The 14,575-nt window shown below is 54.7% G+C and carries 13 protein-coding genes; 5 read left to right on the top strand and 8 right to left on the bottom strand.

Annotation, left to right across the window (positions count from 1 at the left end; translation table 11 throughout):
* Nucleotides 1-130: 130 nt before the first annotated feature.
* Nucleotides 131-1,411 carry a glutamate-1-semialdehyde 2,1-aminomutase gene (gene hemL, locus K6R05_RS15235; protein ID WP_161735470.1) on the bottom strand — a complete coding sequence of 427 codons (1,281 nt, stop codon included), beginning with the start codon at nt 1,409-1,411 and terminating at the stop codon, nt 131-133.
* Between the two features lie 203 nt (nt 1,412-1,614).
* Here hemL and erpA point away from each other — a divergent pair, with 203 nt between their 5' ends.
* The gene (gene erpA / locus K6R05_RS15230; protein ID WP_008925625.1) at nt 1,615-1,962 is read left to right on the top strand and encodes an iron-sulfur cluster insertion protein ErpA; all 348 of its coding nucleotides are present in this window, start codon (nt 1,615-1,617) and stop codon (nt 1,960-1,962) included.
* 30 nt (nt 1,963-1,992) lie between these two features.
* Here erpA and K6R05_RS15225 read toward each other — a convergent pair whose 3' ends face one another.
* The 3 genes from K6R05_RS15225 to mtnN all read right to left on the bottom strand — a co-directional run bounded on the left by K6R05_RS15225 (nt 1,993) and on the right by mtnN (nt 3,853).
* Nucleotides 1,993-2,244 carry a hypothetical protein gene (locus K6R05_RS15225; protein WP_161735472.1) on the bottom strand — a complete coding sequence of 84 codons (252 nt, stop codon included), beginning with the start codon at nt 2,242-2,244 and terminating at the stop codon, nt 1,993-1,995.
* Between the two features lie 123 nt (nt 2,245-2,367).
* Nucleotides 2,368-3,162, bottom strand: a complete 795-nt coding sequence (gene btuF, locus K6R05_RS15220; RefSeq protein WP_222924518.1) for a vitamin B12 ABC transporter substrate-binding protein BtuF — start codon at nt 3,160-3,162, stop codon at nt 2,368-2,370.
* Nucleotides 3,155-3,853 carry a 5'-methylthioadenosine/S-adenosylhomocysteine nucleosidase gene (mtnN, locus tag K6R05_RS15215; RefSeq protein ID WP_222924516.1) on the bottom strand — a complete coding sequence of 233 codons (699 nt, stop codon included), beginning with the start codon at nt 3,851-3,853 and terminating at the stop codon, nt 3,155-3,157. The genes btuF and mtnN overlap by 8 nt, the downstream gene beginning before the upstream one ends.
* Nucleotides 3,854-3,945: 92 nt before the next feature.
* Here mtnN and dgt point away from each other — a divergent pair, with 92 nt between their 5' ends.
* From dgt to K6R05_RS15200, 3 genes are all read left to right on the top strand, one after another.
* The gene (gene dgt / locus K6R05_RS15210; RefSeq protein WP_161735478.1) at nt 3,946-5,436 is read left to right on the top strand and encodes a dGTPase; all 1,491 of its coding nucleotides are present in this window, start codon (nt 3,946-3,948) and stop codon (nt 5,434-5,436) included.
* A gap of 134 nt (nt 5,437-5,570) precedes the next feature.
* Entirely contained in the window at nt 5,571-7,016 is a 1,446-nt protein-coding gene (gene degP, locus K6R05_RS15205) for a serine endoprotease DegP (protein WP_161735480.1), read from the top strand.
* Nucleotides 7,017-7,200: 184 nt separating this feature from the next.
* Nucleotides 7,201-8,358, top strand: a complete 1,158-nt coding sequence (locus tag K6R05_RS15200; protein WP_013356833.1) for a CdaR family transcriptional regulator — start codon at nt 7,201-7,203, stop codon at nt 8,356-8,358.
* A gap of 60 nt (nt 8,359-8,418) precedes the next feature.
* Here the strand turns inward: K6R05_RS15200 and K6R05_RS15195 are convergent, their stop codons facing one another.
* From K6R05_RS15195 to map, 4 genes are all read right to left on the bottom strand, one after another.
* Nucleotides 8,419-8,811 carry a DUF3461 family protein gene (locus K6R05_RS15195; RefSeq protein ID WP_033731626.1) on the bottom strand — a complete coding sequence of 131 codons (393 nt, stop codon included), beginning with the start codon at nt 8,809-8,811 and terminating at the stop codon, nt 8,419-8,421.
* Nucleotides 8,812-9,035: 224 nt separating this feature from the next.
* A complete protein-coding gene (gene dapD, locus K6R05_RS15190) occupies nt 9,036-9,860 on the bottom strand; it encodes a 2,3,4,5-tetrahydropyridine-2,6-dicarboxylate N-succinyltransferase (RefSeq protein ID WP_161735481.1) in 825 nt (274 codons plus the stop codon).
* An 83-nt stretch (nt 9,861-9,943) separates the two neighbouring features.
* A complete protein-coding gene (glnD, locus tag K6R05_RS15185; RefSeq protein WP_222924511.1) occupies nt 9,944-12,598 on the bottom strand; it encodes a bifunctional uridylyltransferase/uridylyl-removing protein GlnD in 2,655 nt (884 codons plus the stop codon).
* Nucleotides 12,599-12,664: 66 nt separating this feature from the next.
* Nucleotides 12,665-13,459 (bottom strand): type I methionyl aminopeptidase, encoded by a 795-nt coding sequence (map, locus tag K6R05_RS15180; protein ID WP_161735485.1) that lies wholly within the window; start codon nt 13,457-13,459, stop codon nt 12,665-12,667.
* A gap of 318 nt (nt 13,460-13,777) precedes the next feature.
* Here map and rpsB point away from each other — a divergent pair, with 318 nt between their 5' ends.
* Nucleotides 13,778-14,503, top strand: coding sequence for a 30S ribosomal protein S2 (gene rpsB / locus K6R05_RS15175; protein ID WP_031375276.1), 726 nt, complete (start codon nt 13,778-13,780; stop codon nt 14,501-14,503).
* The last annotated feature ends 72 nt before the right edge of the window (nt 14,504-14,575 follow it).

Genomic DNA, 14,575 nt, shown 5'->3' with positions numbered 1-14,575 from the left:
CCTGGCGTTTTTGTCCCAGGCGCGGGACGCTTTCCTCCTCTGCCCGTGTTCCCTGCGCGTTGAGTTTTATGTTGCTGTGAGATCCTGGACCGGGTGCTGCTGCCGGTCTTTGCCTCTAACGCTGCCGCAATTACAGCTTCGCGAAACAACGACGCGCGGCGTCGACAGTGCGCTGAATATCCTCTTCGCTGTGCGCCAGCGACATAAAGCCTGCCTCATAAGCTGATGGCGCAAAGTAAACACCTTCCTCCAGCATCAGATGGAAGAAGGTTTTAAAGCGCTCTACATCGCAGCGGGTCACATCGGCATAACAGGTCACGCTATCAGCCTCGGTGAAGAACAGGCCGAACATCCCGCCCACATGATTAATCACCAGCGGGATATTTTGCTGTTGGGCTGCTTCGCGCAGACCCTCAGCCAGCTGGCGGGTCAGGGCATCCAGTTTGTCGTGCGTGCCAGGCTGCGCGATCTGTGTCAGGCAGGCAAAACCGGCGGCCATGGCAATGGGGTTACCGGAAAGCGTACCCGCCTGATAAACCGGACCGGTCGGGGCCAGCGCAGCCATCACGTCGCGACGGCCACCAAATGCGCCAACCGGCATCCCGCCACCGATAATCTTTCCGAGACAGGTCAGGTCAGGACGCACATTGTAGTGAGCCTGCGCGCCGCCCAGCGCCACGCGGAAACCGGTCATCACTTCATCAATAATCAGCAGTGCGCCGAACTCATCGCAGAGCGCACGCAGGCCTGGCAGGAACGCCGGCTGCGGCGGAATGCAGTTCATGTTGCCGGCGACCGGCTCAACGATGATGGCCGCGATGGCGTCAGGATATTGCTCAAAGGCGCTGCGCACCGAGTCGAGGTCGTTAAAGGTGCAGGTCAGGGTGTGTTTAGCGAAATCAGCCGGTACGCCCGGAGAGTTTGGCTGACCCAGCGTTAAGGCACCGGAACCCGCTTTCACCAGCAGATGATCGGCGTGACCGTGATAGCAGCCTTCAAACTTGATAATTTTATCGCGGCCCGTAAAGCCACGCGCCAGACGAATCGCGCTCATGGTTGCTTCGGTGCCGGAGTTGACCATCCGCACCATCTCCATAGACGTCACCAGCTCACACACCAGTTGCGCCATGGTCACTTCCATTTCGGTCGGTGCGCCAAAGCTCAGGCCGCGCTGGGCCGCTTCGATCACGGCATTACGGATCGCCGCGTTGTTATGACCCAGCACCATCGGACCCCATGAGCCAACATAGTCGATATAGACTTTTCCATCGGCGTCATAGAGATACGCGCCATCAGCATGTTCAATAAACAGCGGAACGCCGCCCACGCCGGTAAATGCGCGTACTGGCGAGTTTACCCCGCCCGGGATCAGGCGTTGTGCCTCGGCAAACAGTTGTTCGGACTTACTCATTTTCGGCTCCAGCGGTTCATAAAAATATTGCACCATTCTACGGAAGAGGGGCAGCAGACGAAAGGCGGATTCACCCGCGGCGCCCTTAACAGAGGTGAAAGCGGCACAGAGTGCGAAGGGCAGAGCTTGATTGCGCTGAGGTGCTGGCTGATAATAGCGTTATTAAGGTCGTTTTCTGACCTGGGCGTTTACCGGAGTAAAACATGAGTGATGAAGTAGTAGCACTGCCGTTGCAGTTTACCGACGCCGCAGCCACCAAGGTGAAGAACCTGATTGCCGACGAAGAGAACCCGGCGCTGAAACTTCGCGTCTATATCACCGGTGGCGGTTGCAGTGGTTTCCAGTACGGCTTCACCTTTGATGATCAACTGAATGATGGCGACATGACGATCGAAAAGCAGGGCGTCTCGCTGGTGGTTGACCCGATGAGCCTGCAATATCTGGTGGGCGGTTCGGTGGATTACACCGAAGGTCTGGAAGGCTCACGCTTTATCGTGACCAATCCAAATGCCAAAACCACCTGTGGCTGTGGCTCTTCCTTTAGTATCTGATGATGAAGGCCGTCATCGCGACGGCCTCGTTTACCACTCGATTGTGACCAGCCGGTTACTCTGTTTCACACTTCCCTGCGACTGAATCTGACTATGGGTTACGCGTGGCTGCGCGCTTGCCTGTCTGCCGCAGTTGATCTGTGGCGCGGGCTGACCGTTAGCCGTGTTGATTTCACAGCGTGAATAGATGACAAGTCTGGCGCCAATAGAGCCATTTATCGATCCTGCAAAGGCAGAACCGGCGATCGACAGCCCTATGGCCAGCAGCAGTGCTCTGGTCATATAAGGTTCCTGGTGTTTTAAAAAAGCGCCGGGGCGCTAAAAGGACGGCGAGCATACGTGGCGCGTTCGTCTCTGGTATTGATCAACGGCAAAAATCGCAGTGACTTTAATTAATTCGCCGATTTATTCATCGGGATGCAGAGCCGCACAGAGTTGCTGCGCGGCCAGCAGCAGTCGCGGGCCTGGCCGGCTAAGCCAGTCCTCGTTGATGGCAATCACCGGTACATCCAGCTGCGGTCGCCAGAACACACGGATGTTTTCCGCCTGCTGCGCACTGCCACCCGTCACAACGGCCTGAGGATGGCGCATCAGTACCTGCTCACGGCTGACCTGTGGCCAGCTGACACGACTGTCGGCAAAAATATTCCTGCCACCACATAATGTAATTATCTCATTCTGCAGCGTGGCTCTGGCGGCGGTAAAGAGTGGCTGCTGTCCAAACTGCAAAAAGAGCGGAACCGCAGTCAGGTGAGTATAGCGCTGACGCAATGCGGCTTCCTGCTGCCGTAACGCCTGGACAGCTCTGCTTGCCTGTTCCGGGCTGAGGCTCCAGCGGCCCAGATCGGCCAGCGCTGTGAACATGTCATCCAGCGTCTGCGGATCAATCCATTTAACCGGTACGCCGAGCTGCTGCAACTGGTCAATCTGTCGCTGCGGATTACCGCCTCGCCAGGCTAAGACCAGATCCGGTTTGAGCTGCAGAATGCGTTCGGCCTTGATGCCCTGCCAGTTGGCAACCTGTTCAATCTCTTTCGCCTGTGGCGGATAGTCAGACCATGCACTGACCGCAATCGGCGTAATCCCGGCAGCAAAGGCGAGTTCGGTAAGGTGGGGAGCGAGGGTGATAACACGGGGCGGGGAGGCAAGCAGGCTGCCGCTCAACAGCAGCAGCCAGCAGAAAAGCAGCGTTTTAGCCATGCGCCAGATGCGCCAGCAGGTTCTCCACCAACAGCGAAGATTGCTTTGCCGCTACGCTTAAGAACTCATCAAAGCTGAGGTGAGATTCCTTATCGGCCACGTCGGAAATCGCACGGACCACCACAAACGGTACCTGGAACTGATGACAGACGTGACCGATAGCGGTTGCTTCCATCTCAACGGCAATCGCCTGCGGGAACAGGTTGCGAATGCGTGCCAGCGGTTCGGCACCATTGATAAAGGCATCACCGCTCACCACCAGACCGCGTACGGCATTCAGGTCCAGTTGCTTAATGCAGGCTTCCGCCGCAGCAATCAGCTTGCTGTCTGCCACAAATGCGGCCGGACAACCCGCCATCTGACCCGGCTCGTAACCAAATGCGGTGACATCCGCATCGTGATAACGCACTTCGTCTGACACCACGATATCGCCGACGCTGAGCGACGGCGATAAACCGCCCGCCGAACCGGTGTTGATCACCACATCGGGTTTGCAGAGCTGCAGCAGCAGCGTGGTGCCCAGCGCCGCAGAGGTTTTACCAATGCCCGATTTCAGCAGTGCCACCTCAACGCCCTGCAGGGTGCCGGTATAGATTTCACAACCCGCCAGCGACAGCGTTTGACGGTTTTCAATTTTGTCGCGCAGCAGTGTGACTTCCTGCTCCATCGCGCCAATAATGCCTGCTTTCATAGTGAGTTCCGCTAATGTAAAGAATCAAAATTTAGGGCATAGTCTACCATGGCATTCAGGGGATTAATTCACGAAAAAGTCAGGGGTAATTCATGTCGGCGATCAATTTCAGGAAGAAGATCAGCTTCTCGCGCCCTTATACCAGTCGAAAAGATCCGGAAGGCGAATATTATATTACCCGCCATTTTGAGAGCGACCGTGGACGGATTATCAACTCCGCCGCCATCCGGCGACTGCAACAGAAAACGCAGGTTTTTCCGCTGGAGCGCAATGCCGCTGTCCGTTCCCGACTGACACACTCGCTGGAGGTGCAGCAGACCGGACGCTACATCACCAAAGAGATCCTGCAAACCCTGAAGATGCAGGGCGGGCTGGCGCAGTATGGTCTGGATGAGCTTGAAGGCGCATTTGAAAGCCTGATCGAAATGGCGTGTCTGCTGCATGACGTGGGCAATCCGCCGTTTGGTCATTTTGGCGAGGCAGCTATTAACGACTGGTTTGAAGAGAACCTCGCTGCCGAGCTGGTCGATCCGCTGGTGGCGGGCGTTGAAGGGGATGCGCAGCGCAAAGCCTTTGATGAGCTGAACGCCATGATACGCCAGGATCTCTGCCATTTTGAGGGCAACGCGCAGGCTATCCGTATGGTGCATACGCTGCTGCAACTCAATCTCAGTTATTCTCAGGTCGCCTGTATCCTCAAATATACTGCTCCTGCCTGGTGGCAGGGTGAAAAGCCCGCCGAATTTAGCGTGTTAATGAAGAAACCCGGTTTTTATCTCTCTGAGCAGGATTATATTGCCGACCTGCGTGCTGCCACCAATATGGAAGAACACCACCGATTTCCGCTCACCTATATAATGGAAGCCGCAGATGATATCTCCTATTGTATTGCCGATTTGGACGACGCTGTAGAAAAAGATATTTTTAATGTTGAGAGTTTGTTTGAATTTCTCAGTAAAGCCTGGGGGCCGGTGAAAAATAATGACGCCTTTAGCCGGACTATTGGCGAAGCCTGGCGGGAAGCCTGCAGTAAAAAACGCCGCAGCCGCAGCGATCAATTTTTTATGTCATTACGCGTAAATGTTCAGAGCGTGCTGGTCAGTTACGCGGTGAAACGTTTTGTTGATAATCTGCCTGCAATATTCGAGGGAAGTTTTAACCATGCACTGCTGGAAGATGAGGGTGAAGAAGGGCGTTTACTGCAACTGTTTAAGACCGTTGCGCGCCAGCAGGTGTTTAATCACTCCGAAGTTGAGCAGCTGGAACTGCAGGGTTACCGCGTGATTAAAGGGCTGCTGGAGATCTATCAGCCGCTGATGCGCCTTAATTATGAAGCCTTTACCACGCTGATGAATGAAGACTTCCTGCGCCAGCACCCGATTGAAACGCGGCTTTTCCATAAGCTCTCCGGGAAACACCGTAAAGCCTATTTGCACAAGATGCGTAATCTGGTTGTGGAGCATAAATATCAGCGGCTGTTGTGGGAGCGTTATTATCGCTTCCGGCTTATTCAGGATTATATTAGCGGTATGACCGATCTCTATGCCTGGGATGAGTACCGGCGGCTGATGGCAGTAGAATAAGCCGCCGATTGTAAAGAGCGCGAATAAATTTTTACCTTTGGCTTAAACTTTTAAAGGAACTTCGCGCTAAAACATTTATCTCACCTTTCGACCACAGCAATGGTCTGAACAGTAATCTTATTGAGAAACGAAAAATGAAAAAAAAGACTTTAGTGTTAAGTGCGCTGGCATTGAGCCTGAGCATGGCGCTCGCCCCTGTTACTGTTTCTGCTGCGCAAACGGCCTCTTCCGAAAGCCAGCAACTGCCAAGCCTGGCTCCCATGCTGGAAAAAGTGATGCCGTCTGTGGTCAGTATCAGCGTTGAGGGCACTACCACAGTAAAAACGCCACGCATGCCACAGCAGTTTCAGCAATTTTTTGGCGACAATTCGCCGTTCTGTCAGGACGGTTCACCGTTCCAGGGTTCACCCCTGTGCCAGAACGGTGACGGTGCAGGCGGTAACGGTAGCGGACTTGCCCCTGATACCCAGCAGGAAAAATTCCGTGCGCTGGGATCGGGCGTGATCATCAATGCCGAAAAAGGCTATGTGGTGACCAATAACCACGTCGTAAATAATGCCACCAAAATTCAGGTGCAGCTCAGCGACGGCCGTCGCTATGATGCAAAAGTCATCGGTAAAGATCCCAGCTCTGACATTGCACTGGTTCAGCTACAGGAAGCCAAAAATCTGACCGCCGTGAAAATTGCTGACTCCGACAATCTGCGCGTCGGTGACTACACCGTGGCAATCGGTAACCCGTATGGACTGGGTGAAACCGTGACCTCCGGTATCGTTTCGGCACTGGGACGCAGCGGCCTGAATGTAGAAAATTACGAAAACTTTATCCAGACGGATGCGGCGATTAACCGGGGCAACTCCGGTGGTGCGCTGGTTAACCTCAACGGTGAACTGATTGGGATTAACACCGCTATTCTGGCACCGGATGGCGGCAATATCGGTATCGGCTTTGCAATTCCGAGCAACATGGTGAAAAACCTGACGGCGCAGATGGTTGAGTTTGGACAGGTGAAACGCGGCGAGCTGGGTGTGCAGGGCACGGAACTGAACTCCGAACTGGCAAAAGCGATGAAAGTCGACGCACAGCGTGGTGCGTTTGTCAGCCAGGTACTGCCAGACTCTGCAGCTGCGAAAGCGGGCATCAAAGCGGGTGACGTGATTGTCTCCATGAATGGCAAACCGCTGAGCAGCTTTGCTTCACTGCGTGCAGAAGTCGGTTCACTGCCGGTTGGCACCACCCTGAAACTGGGCCTGCTGCGTGACGGCAAACCGGTCGATGTTTCTGTTCAGTTGCAGCAGAGCAGCCAGGCGAAAGTGCAGTCCGCCACCATCTACAACGGCATTGAAGGGGCTGACCTCAGCAATGTTGAAACCGGCGATAAAGGCGTTCGCGTTGATAATGTGAAAGCCGGCAGTGCCGCAGCGCGTATCGGCCTGAAGAAGGGTGATGTGATTCAGGGCGTTAACCAGCAGCCGGTAACCAACCTCGGCGAGCTGCGCAAAGTTCTCGATACCAAACCAGCTGTTCTGGCACTGAATGTGAAGCGCGGCGACAGCAGTATCTACCTGCTGATGCAGTAACGGAACGACCACTGATGAAGAGGCGGACCAGGGTCCGCCTTTTTTATGCCCGGCATTTGCCCTGGCAGAGTGTGATGCTCACCGCAAATTCGGCAAATGACCGCCTGGCTCTGTGCAAATGCACAATGTTCTGCCTGCTTTCCATGCGTATTCTGTTTCTCCCCCTCTTTTTCAGGAGTAATGGATGGCTACCTATCACCTTGATGCCCGGCTGGCACAGGATATCGTGGCGCGCACCATGAAAATTATTGACAGCAATGTCAATGTGATGGATGCGCGGGGCCGCATTATCGGCAGCGGTGACCGGGAACGCATTGGGGAGTTGCACGAAGGTGCGCTACTGGTGCTTTCGCAGGGCCGCGTAGTCGACATCGATGAAGCCGTGGCTAAACACCTTCATGGCGTACGGCCCGGCATTAACCTGCCGCTGCGCATTGATGGTGACATCGTCGGGGTGATTGGCCTGACCGGCGAGCCGCTGGCATTGCGGCATTATGGCGAGCTGGTCTGCATGACCGCAGAGATGATGCTGGAGCAGGCACGGCTTCTGCATATGCTGGCACAGGACAGCCGTCTGCGTGAAGAGCTGGTGCTGAATCTCATCCGCAGCGATACCCTGTCGCCACAGCTGACCGAATGGGCTCAGCGGCTTGGCATCGATCTCAATCAACCGCGTGTGGTGGCCGTTCTGGAGGTGGATAGCGGTCAGCTTGGCGTCGACAGCGCGATGTCAGAGCTACAGCAGTTGCAAACGCTGCTGACCACACCGGAGCGCGATAATCTGATCGCTATTGTGTCACTGACCGAAATGGTGGTGCTGAAACCGGCCCTGAATGGGCATGGACGTTACGATCAGGATGATCATCGCCGCCGCGTCGAGCAGCTGCTGCAGCGGATGAAAGAGAGTGGTCATCTTCGGATGCGTATCGCGCTGGGTAACTTCTTTACCGGGCCGGGCAGCATTGCACGTTCTTATCGGACGGCGCGCACCACCATGATGGTGGGCAAGCAGCGTATGCCTGAAGTACGCAGCTATTTTTATCAGGATCTGGTGCTGCCGGTGCTGCTCGACAGCCTGCGCGGCGGCTGGCAGGCCAATGAACTGGCCCGGCCGCTGGCGAAGCTCAAGAGCATGGATAACAACGGTTTGCTGCGCCGCACGTTAATCGCCTGGTTCACCCATAACGTCCAGCCGAGCGCTACCGCACGTGCGCTGTTCATTCATCGTAATACGCTGGAGTACCGCCTGAACCGGATTTCTGAGCTGACCGGACTGAATCTGGGTCATTTTGACGACAGGCTACTGCTCTATGTGGCTTTGCAACTGGATGAGCAGGGGTAGGGAGAAGATTTGCGGCATAAAAAAGGCCAGCAAAGCTGGCCTCTCTTGTCAGACAGGACATTAACGGCTGTTACGGGTTAATTTTTCGAGGTCCGATTCAATTTCTGAGATCTTGTGGGCGACCACGCTTTCCAGATGACGCAGGTCATCCAGAATTTTGCGTTTCAGATCCACTTCAACCTGATCGCGCTGGCAAATCTGGTCCAGTTCATCGATGACATAACGCAGATTCGGGCTGATTTCCTGAACTTCTTTGTAGCCCTGAGTCGCGTGATCGGCAACGACAGTTTTGCGCTGGCGCGGATATTTGAATTTAACGCTCTTCGCGAAAAACTCGCCTTTATCTTTACGGAAGTAGATCTTCAGAATGTCGTTATTGGCTTCCTGACGCAGGCTGTAGCGGTCAATGTCGTCCGGGTTACTGATACCTAAGCTTTTCAGATTGTCATACATAGCGTTGTTTCCATCAAAAGTGAGAAGCGCGCAGACTTGTTCATGACGTCCGTCAACTGTAGACATAAATAAGCGGGATGAACATTGCGCGACAGGATTTAACTGGCGCGGATTATGACCTGGATAAAAACTAAACGCACCAGTTAATTCGCGGCGCGAAGCATGTTATTGGGTAATGAGTGTAAAGAAAAGATGACGGGCTGGTTTCCAGCCCGTCAGTTCAATCAGTCGATGGTGCGCAGCAGTTCGTTGATACCGGTTTTTCCCAGCGTTTTCGCATCCACTTTCTTCACGATCACAGCACAGTAGAGGCTGTAGCTGCCATCTTTGGACGGCAGGTTACCTGAAACTACGACGGAACCAGCAGGCACACGACCATAATGTACTTTGCCTGTTTCGCGGTCATAAATTTTAGTACTCTGACCGATGTAAACGCCCATTGAGATCACTGAGCCTTCTTCAACAATCACGCCTTCAACGATTTCAGAGCGTGCGCCAATGAAGCAGTTGTCTTCGATAATGGTCGGGTTGGCCTGCAGCGGTTCCAGCACGCCACCGATACCCACGCCGCCAGAAAGGTGAACGTTTTTACCAATTTGTGCACAGGAGCCAACAGTCGCCCAGGTGTCTACCATGGTGCCTTCATCCACGAAGGCGCCAATGTTGACGTAAGAAGGCATCAGCACCGTGTTGCGGGCGATATAGGCACCCTGACGCACTGCCGCAGGCGGCACGACGCGGAAGCCTGCGGCTTTGAAACGCGTTTCATCCCAGCCGGCAAACTTCATCGGCACTTTGTCGTAAAAGCGGGTTTCTGCACCTTCCATTACCTGATTGTCATTGATGCGGAAAGAGAGCAGCACTGCTTTCTTCAGCCACTGATGCGTTACCCACTCGCCGTCGATCTTCTCAGCAACGCGCAGCTCACCGCTGTCCAGCAGAGAGATCACCTGGTTGATGGCATCACGGGTTTCGCTGTCAACGCTGGCAGGTGTGATGTCAGCGCGACGTTCGAAGGCGGATTCAATAACGCTCTGTAACTGTTGCATATTTTTTTCCTGATCTGTCATGTGCGATGCCGGGCAATAACCCGACACAAGTAAAGAGATTAATGTTTACAAATCGAGTCTGGTCACACTTTATCGTTTGGATTAAGGGCCTCTGTCAACCGTTGTTGCAACGCTTTACGCATTTCTTCATCCAGCGCCTGACGTTCACTGTTGGCCAGAATAAACAAATCTTCGACCCGCTCGCCGATGGTGCTGATGCGTGCGCCGTGCAGCGACACACCGAGATCGGCAAAGACTTCACCGACTCGCGCCAGCAGACCAGGCTGATCCAGCGCCACCAGCTCCAGGTAGCTGCGACGATCGGTATGCGTCGGCAGGAAATTGACCTCTGTATCCACGCTGAAATGCCGGAGTTTGGCTGATGGACGGCGGGTACGCGGCGGCACCCAGTCAGACTGGGTGATCGCCTGCTCCAGCGCCTGAATGATCATCGGATGGCGATCCGGCGACAGTGGGCTGCCATCCGGTTCCAGCACAATAAAGGTGTCCATGGCCATGCCGTCGCGGCTGGTAAAGATCTGCGCGTCGTGGACGCTGAGGTTGCGGCGGTCGAGTTCTCCAGCTACGGCGGCAAACAGGTGCGGACGATCGGGGCTCCAGATGAAAATTTCGGTTCCGCCGCGCGTGGCCTGCGGGCTGACCAGCACCATCGGTTTCTTCAGATCGTGAACCAGTAAGTGGCGGGCATGCCATGCAATCTGATTAGGCGTGTGGCGCAGGAAATAATCTGCGCGGCAGCGATTCCAGATCTGGTGCAGGCGCTCTTCATCGATATTGTCCATCCGTAGCAGCGCCAGTGCCTGCAGACGATGGTGACGCACCCGCTCACGCAGGTCCGGACTGTTTTCCATGCCGCGTCGCAACTGCTTCTCGGTGGCGAAAAACAGCTCGCGCAGCAGGCTCTGCTTCCAGCTGTTCCACAGGCTTTCGTTGGTGGCGCAGATATCGGCGACGGTCAGGCAAACCAGATAGCGCAGCCGGTTCTCATTCTGCATCACCTCAGCGAACTGCTGGATCACCGTCGGGTCCTGAATATCGCGCCGTTGCGCCGTCACCGACATCAGCAGATGATGGCGAACCAGCCAGGCCACCAGCTGTGTTTCACGCGAGTTCAGGCCATGCATTTCAGCGAAATCGAGCGCATCCTGTGCGCCGAGAATAGAGTGATCGCCGCCGCGCCCTTTGGCAATGTCGTGCAGCAGTGCTGCCATCAGCAACAGCTCCTGCTGCGGCAGACGCGGCCATAACTCTACGCACAGCGGATGCTGCGGACGCGTGGTTTCATTGGCAAAGCTTTCCAGCTTCTGCAGCACGCGGATAGTGTGCTCATCCACGGTGTAGGCGTGGAACAGATCGAACTGCATCTGCCCGACGATATGGCCCCACAGCGGCGTGTAAGCCCATAACACACTGTGACGGTGCATCGGCACCAGCGCCCGGCTGACCGCGCCGGGATGGCGCAGAATCGACATAAAGGTGCGTCGCGCTTCCGGAATCTGACACAGCGGTTGTTTAAGATGACGACGCGCATGGCGCAGATGACGCAGGGTAGTGGAGTAGATCCCTTTGATGCTGTCGTTACGCACCATGACATAGAACATGCGCAGAATTGCCTGCGGTTCGCGGGTGAACAGCGTTTCGTCACGCAGGTCGATCAAATCGCCACGCAGCTGGAAATCGTCATCGACAGGCCTCGGTTTTTCGCTGGTAGAGAGCGCCAGAATCGCCTCATCAAACAGCTGCAGCAGCATCTGATTCAGTTCGCCGATGCGCCGCGTGACGCGATAGAAATCTTTCATCATCCGCTCGACCGGCTCATTGCCTTCACCCTGGTAATTCAGGCGCTGCGCCACGCTGAGCTGGCGATCAAACAGCAGGCGGTTATCATAGCGTGGCAGGGAGAGGTGCAGGGCAAAGCGGATGCGCCAGAGAAATTCCTGGCATTCGTTGAGTTCGCTGCGCTCCGCGTCGGTGAGGAAACCAAAGCCAACCATCTCATCCAGCGTTGTGGCACCAAAATGGCGTCGGGCGACCCACTGCAGCGTATGGATATCGCGCAGACCACCCGGACTACTCTTGATGTCCGGCTCTAGGTTATAGCTGGTACCGTGGTAACGCGTGTGGCGTTCCTGCTGTTCTTCAATTTTGGCGGCAAAGAAGGTGGATGAGGGCCAGAAGCCGTCACTGAAGATGTTTTTCTGCAGCTCCAGAAACAGCGCCACGTCTCCGGTCAGCATCCGCGACTCAATCAGGTTAGTGGCAACGGTAAGGTCTGACAGTCCTTCCAGCAGACACTCTTCCAGCGTGCGGACGCTATGGCCTACTTCCAGCTTGAGGTCCCACATCAGCGTCAGCAGATCGCTGGTGCGCTGTGCGGCCTGTTCGTCCAGCGGCTGTCGACTAAGGATTAGCACATCAATATCAGAGAGCGGATGCAGTTCGGCACGGCCATAGCCGCCCACGGCGACCAGCGCGATAGAGGGCATCGCATCAAAGCCAAAGAAGCGCCACAGGCGACGTAGTAGCCGGTCAATAAACAGGGTACGCGCATCAATCAGCGGCTCAACGGCTTCACCGGTATCAAATGCGGCAGCCAGATGCTGCTGAAACTGCTCCAGCCGCGGCTTCAGAATGTCGCGGGTCAGCTGGTCGTCACCCCATTCGGCCGGCGAATCGACCAGACCGTTTTTTACCTCTTCTGACAGACTCACACTCATGCAGCTCTTCTCTTTTTTAGCCAAAAAAAAGCCGGCTCATCGCCGGCTTGATCTGTGTGAGGAAAATTACCCTTCAGCAACGAGCACGGCAGGGATCGTGTCATCTTTACGCAGGGTTAAAATCTCACAGCCGTTTTCCGTCACCACAATAGTATGCTCATACTGTGCGGACAAGCTGCGATCTTTGGTTTTTACCGTCCAGCCATCTTTCATTGTGCGGATGCGGTAATCACCGGCATTGACCATCGGTTCTACCGTAAAGGTCATGCCCGCCTGCAGTACCACGCCGCTATCATCGGCATCGTAATGCAGCACCTGCGGCTCTTCGTGGAAGCCTTTGCCGATGCCATGACCGCAATATTCACGCACGACAGAGAAGTCGTTCGCTTCCACATACTTCTGGATAGCCCGGCCCAGCTCGCGCAGACGAATGCCAGGCTTAATCAGACGCAGGGAAAGATAGAGGCTCTCCTGCGTGACGCGGCACAGGCGTTCACCCTGAATGGTCGGCTTGCCGACGATAAACATCTTTGAGGTGTCGCCGTGGTACTCATCTTTAATCACGGTGACATCAATATTGACGATATCGCCATCTTTTAACGGGCGATCATCGCTGGGAATGCCGTGGCACACCACTTCGTTAACGGAGATGCAGACCGACTTTGGAAAGCCGTGATAGCCGAGGCAGGCAGAGATTGCCTGTTGCTTTTGGGTAATATGCTCGTGGCAGATGCGGTCCAGCTCACCGGTGGTCACACCCGGTTTCACGTAAGGTTCGATCATCTCCAGCACTTCAGCGGCCATTCGGCCCGCGACGCGCATTTTTTCGATTTCTTCAGGGGTTTTAATTGAAATTGCCATTAAATTAATCCGCAGTTGTCGAAGTTTTCGACAATAATAAGTTCTGTGCTGCCATGTTAGCAGCCAGCAAATGGGCTGCCAAATAGAGAACGCGCTGGCCTCTGTCAGCGATCATTTATTGGCGTCACTGGGCTGGTTGTGGTATAAAGCGCGCCGACGATTCTCTGTATGGCCGTTTCGGTCAGCAGGAAACGCATAACTCTCATTATGTGTACTAAAACACACATGTATCGACACATACGCCGGGGTGCCTTGAAAGAGGTCGGTCGTATGGGATACATGGAGGCCCAACCCCAATCAAACTTTAGAGGTTTTATCATGGCAACTGTTTCCATGCGCGACATGCTCCAGGCTGGTGTTCACTTCGGTCACCAGACCCGTTACTGGAACCCAAAAATGAAGCCATTCATCTTTGGTGCTCGTAACAAGGTTCACATCATCAACCTGGAAAAAACGGTTCCTATGTTCAACGAAGCTCTGGCTGAACTGAACAAGATCGCTTCCCGTAAAGGTAAGATCCTGATCGTAGGTACTAAGCGCGCTGCTGCTGAAGCGGTAAAAGAGTCTGCACTGAGCTGCGACCAGTTCTTCGTAAACCACCGCTGGTTAGGTGGCATGCTGACTAACTGGAAAACCGTGCGTCAGTCAATCAAACGTCTGAAAGATCTGGAGACTCAGTCTCAGGATGGTACTTTCGACAAACTGACCAAAAAAGAAGCGCTGATGCGTGCGCGTGAGCTGGCCAAGCTGGAAAACAGCCTGGGCGGTATCAAAGACATGGGCGGTCTGCCAGACGCGCTGTTTGTTGTTGATGCTGACCACGAACATATCGCAATCAAAGAAGCAAACAACCTGGGTATCCCGGTATTTGCTATCGTTGATACCAACTCAGATCCAGATGGCGTTGATTTCGTTATCCCAGGTAACGACGATGCGATCCGTGCTGTAAACCTGTACCTGACTGCCGTTGCGACCACCGTTCGCGAAGGCCGCTCTCAGGACCTGGCTGAGCAAGCTGAAGAAGCGTCTTTAGAAAACGCTTAATTAAGGTTTGCTCTGCATAAGAGCCCTTAGCATTCAGATGTGATCTGTAAGGGGCCTATAGTGGCCCCTTTA

The organism is Pantoea alfalfae, from assembly GCF_019880205.1.
Lineage (GTDB): Bacteria > Pseudomonadota > Gammaproteobacteria > Enterobacterales > Enterobacteriaceae > Pantoea > Pantoea alfalfae.
Note: the sequence above shows the minus strand (reverse complement) of the source record. Positions and strands in the feature narration are given on the sequence as shown.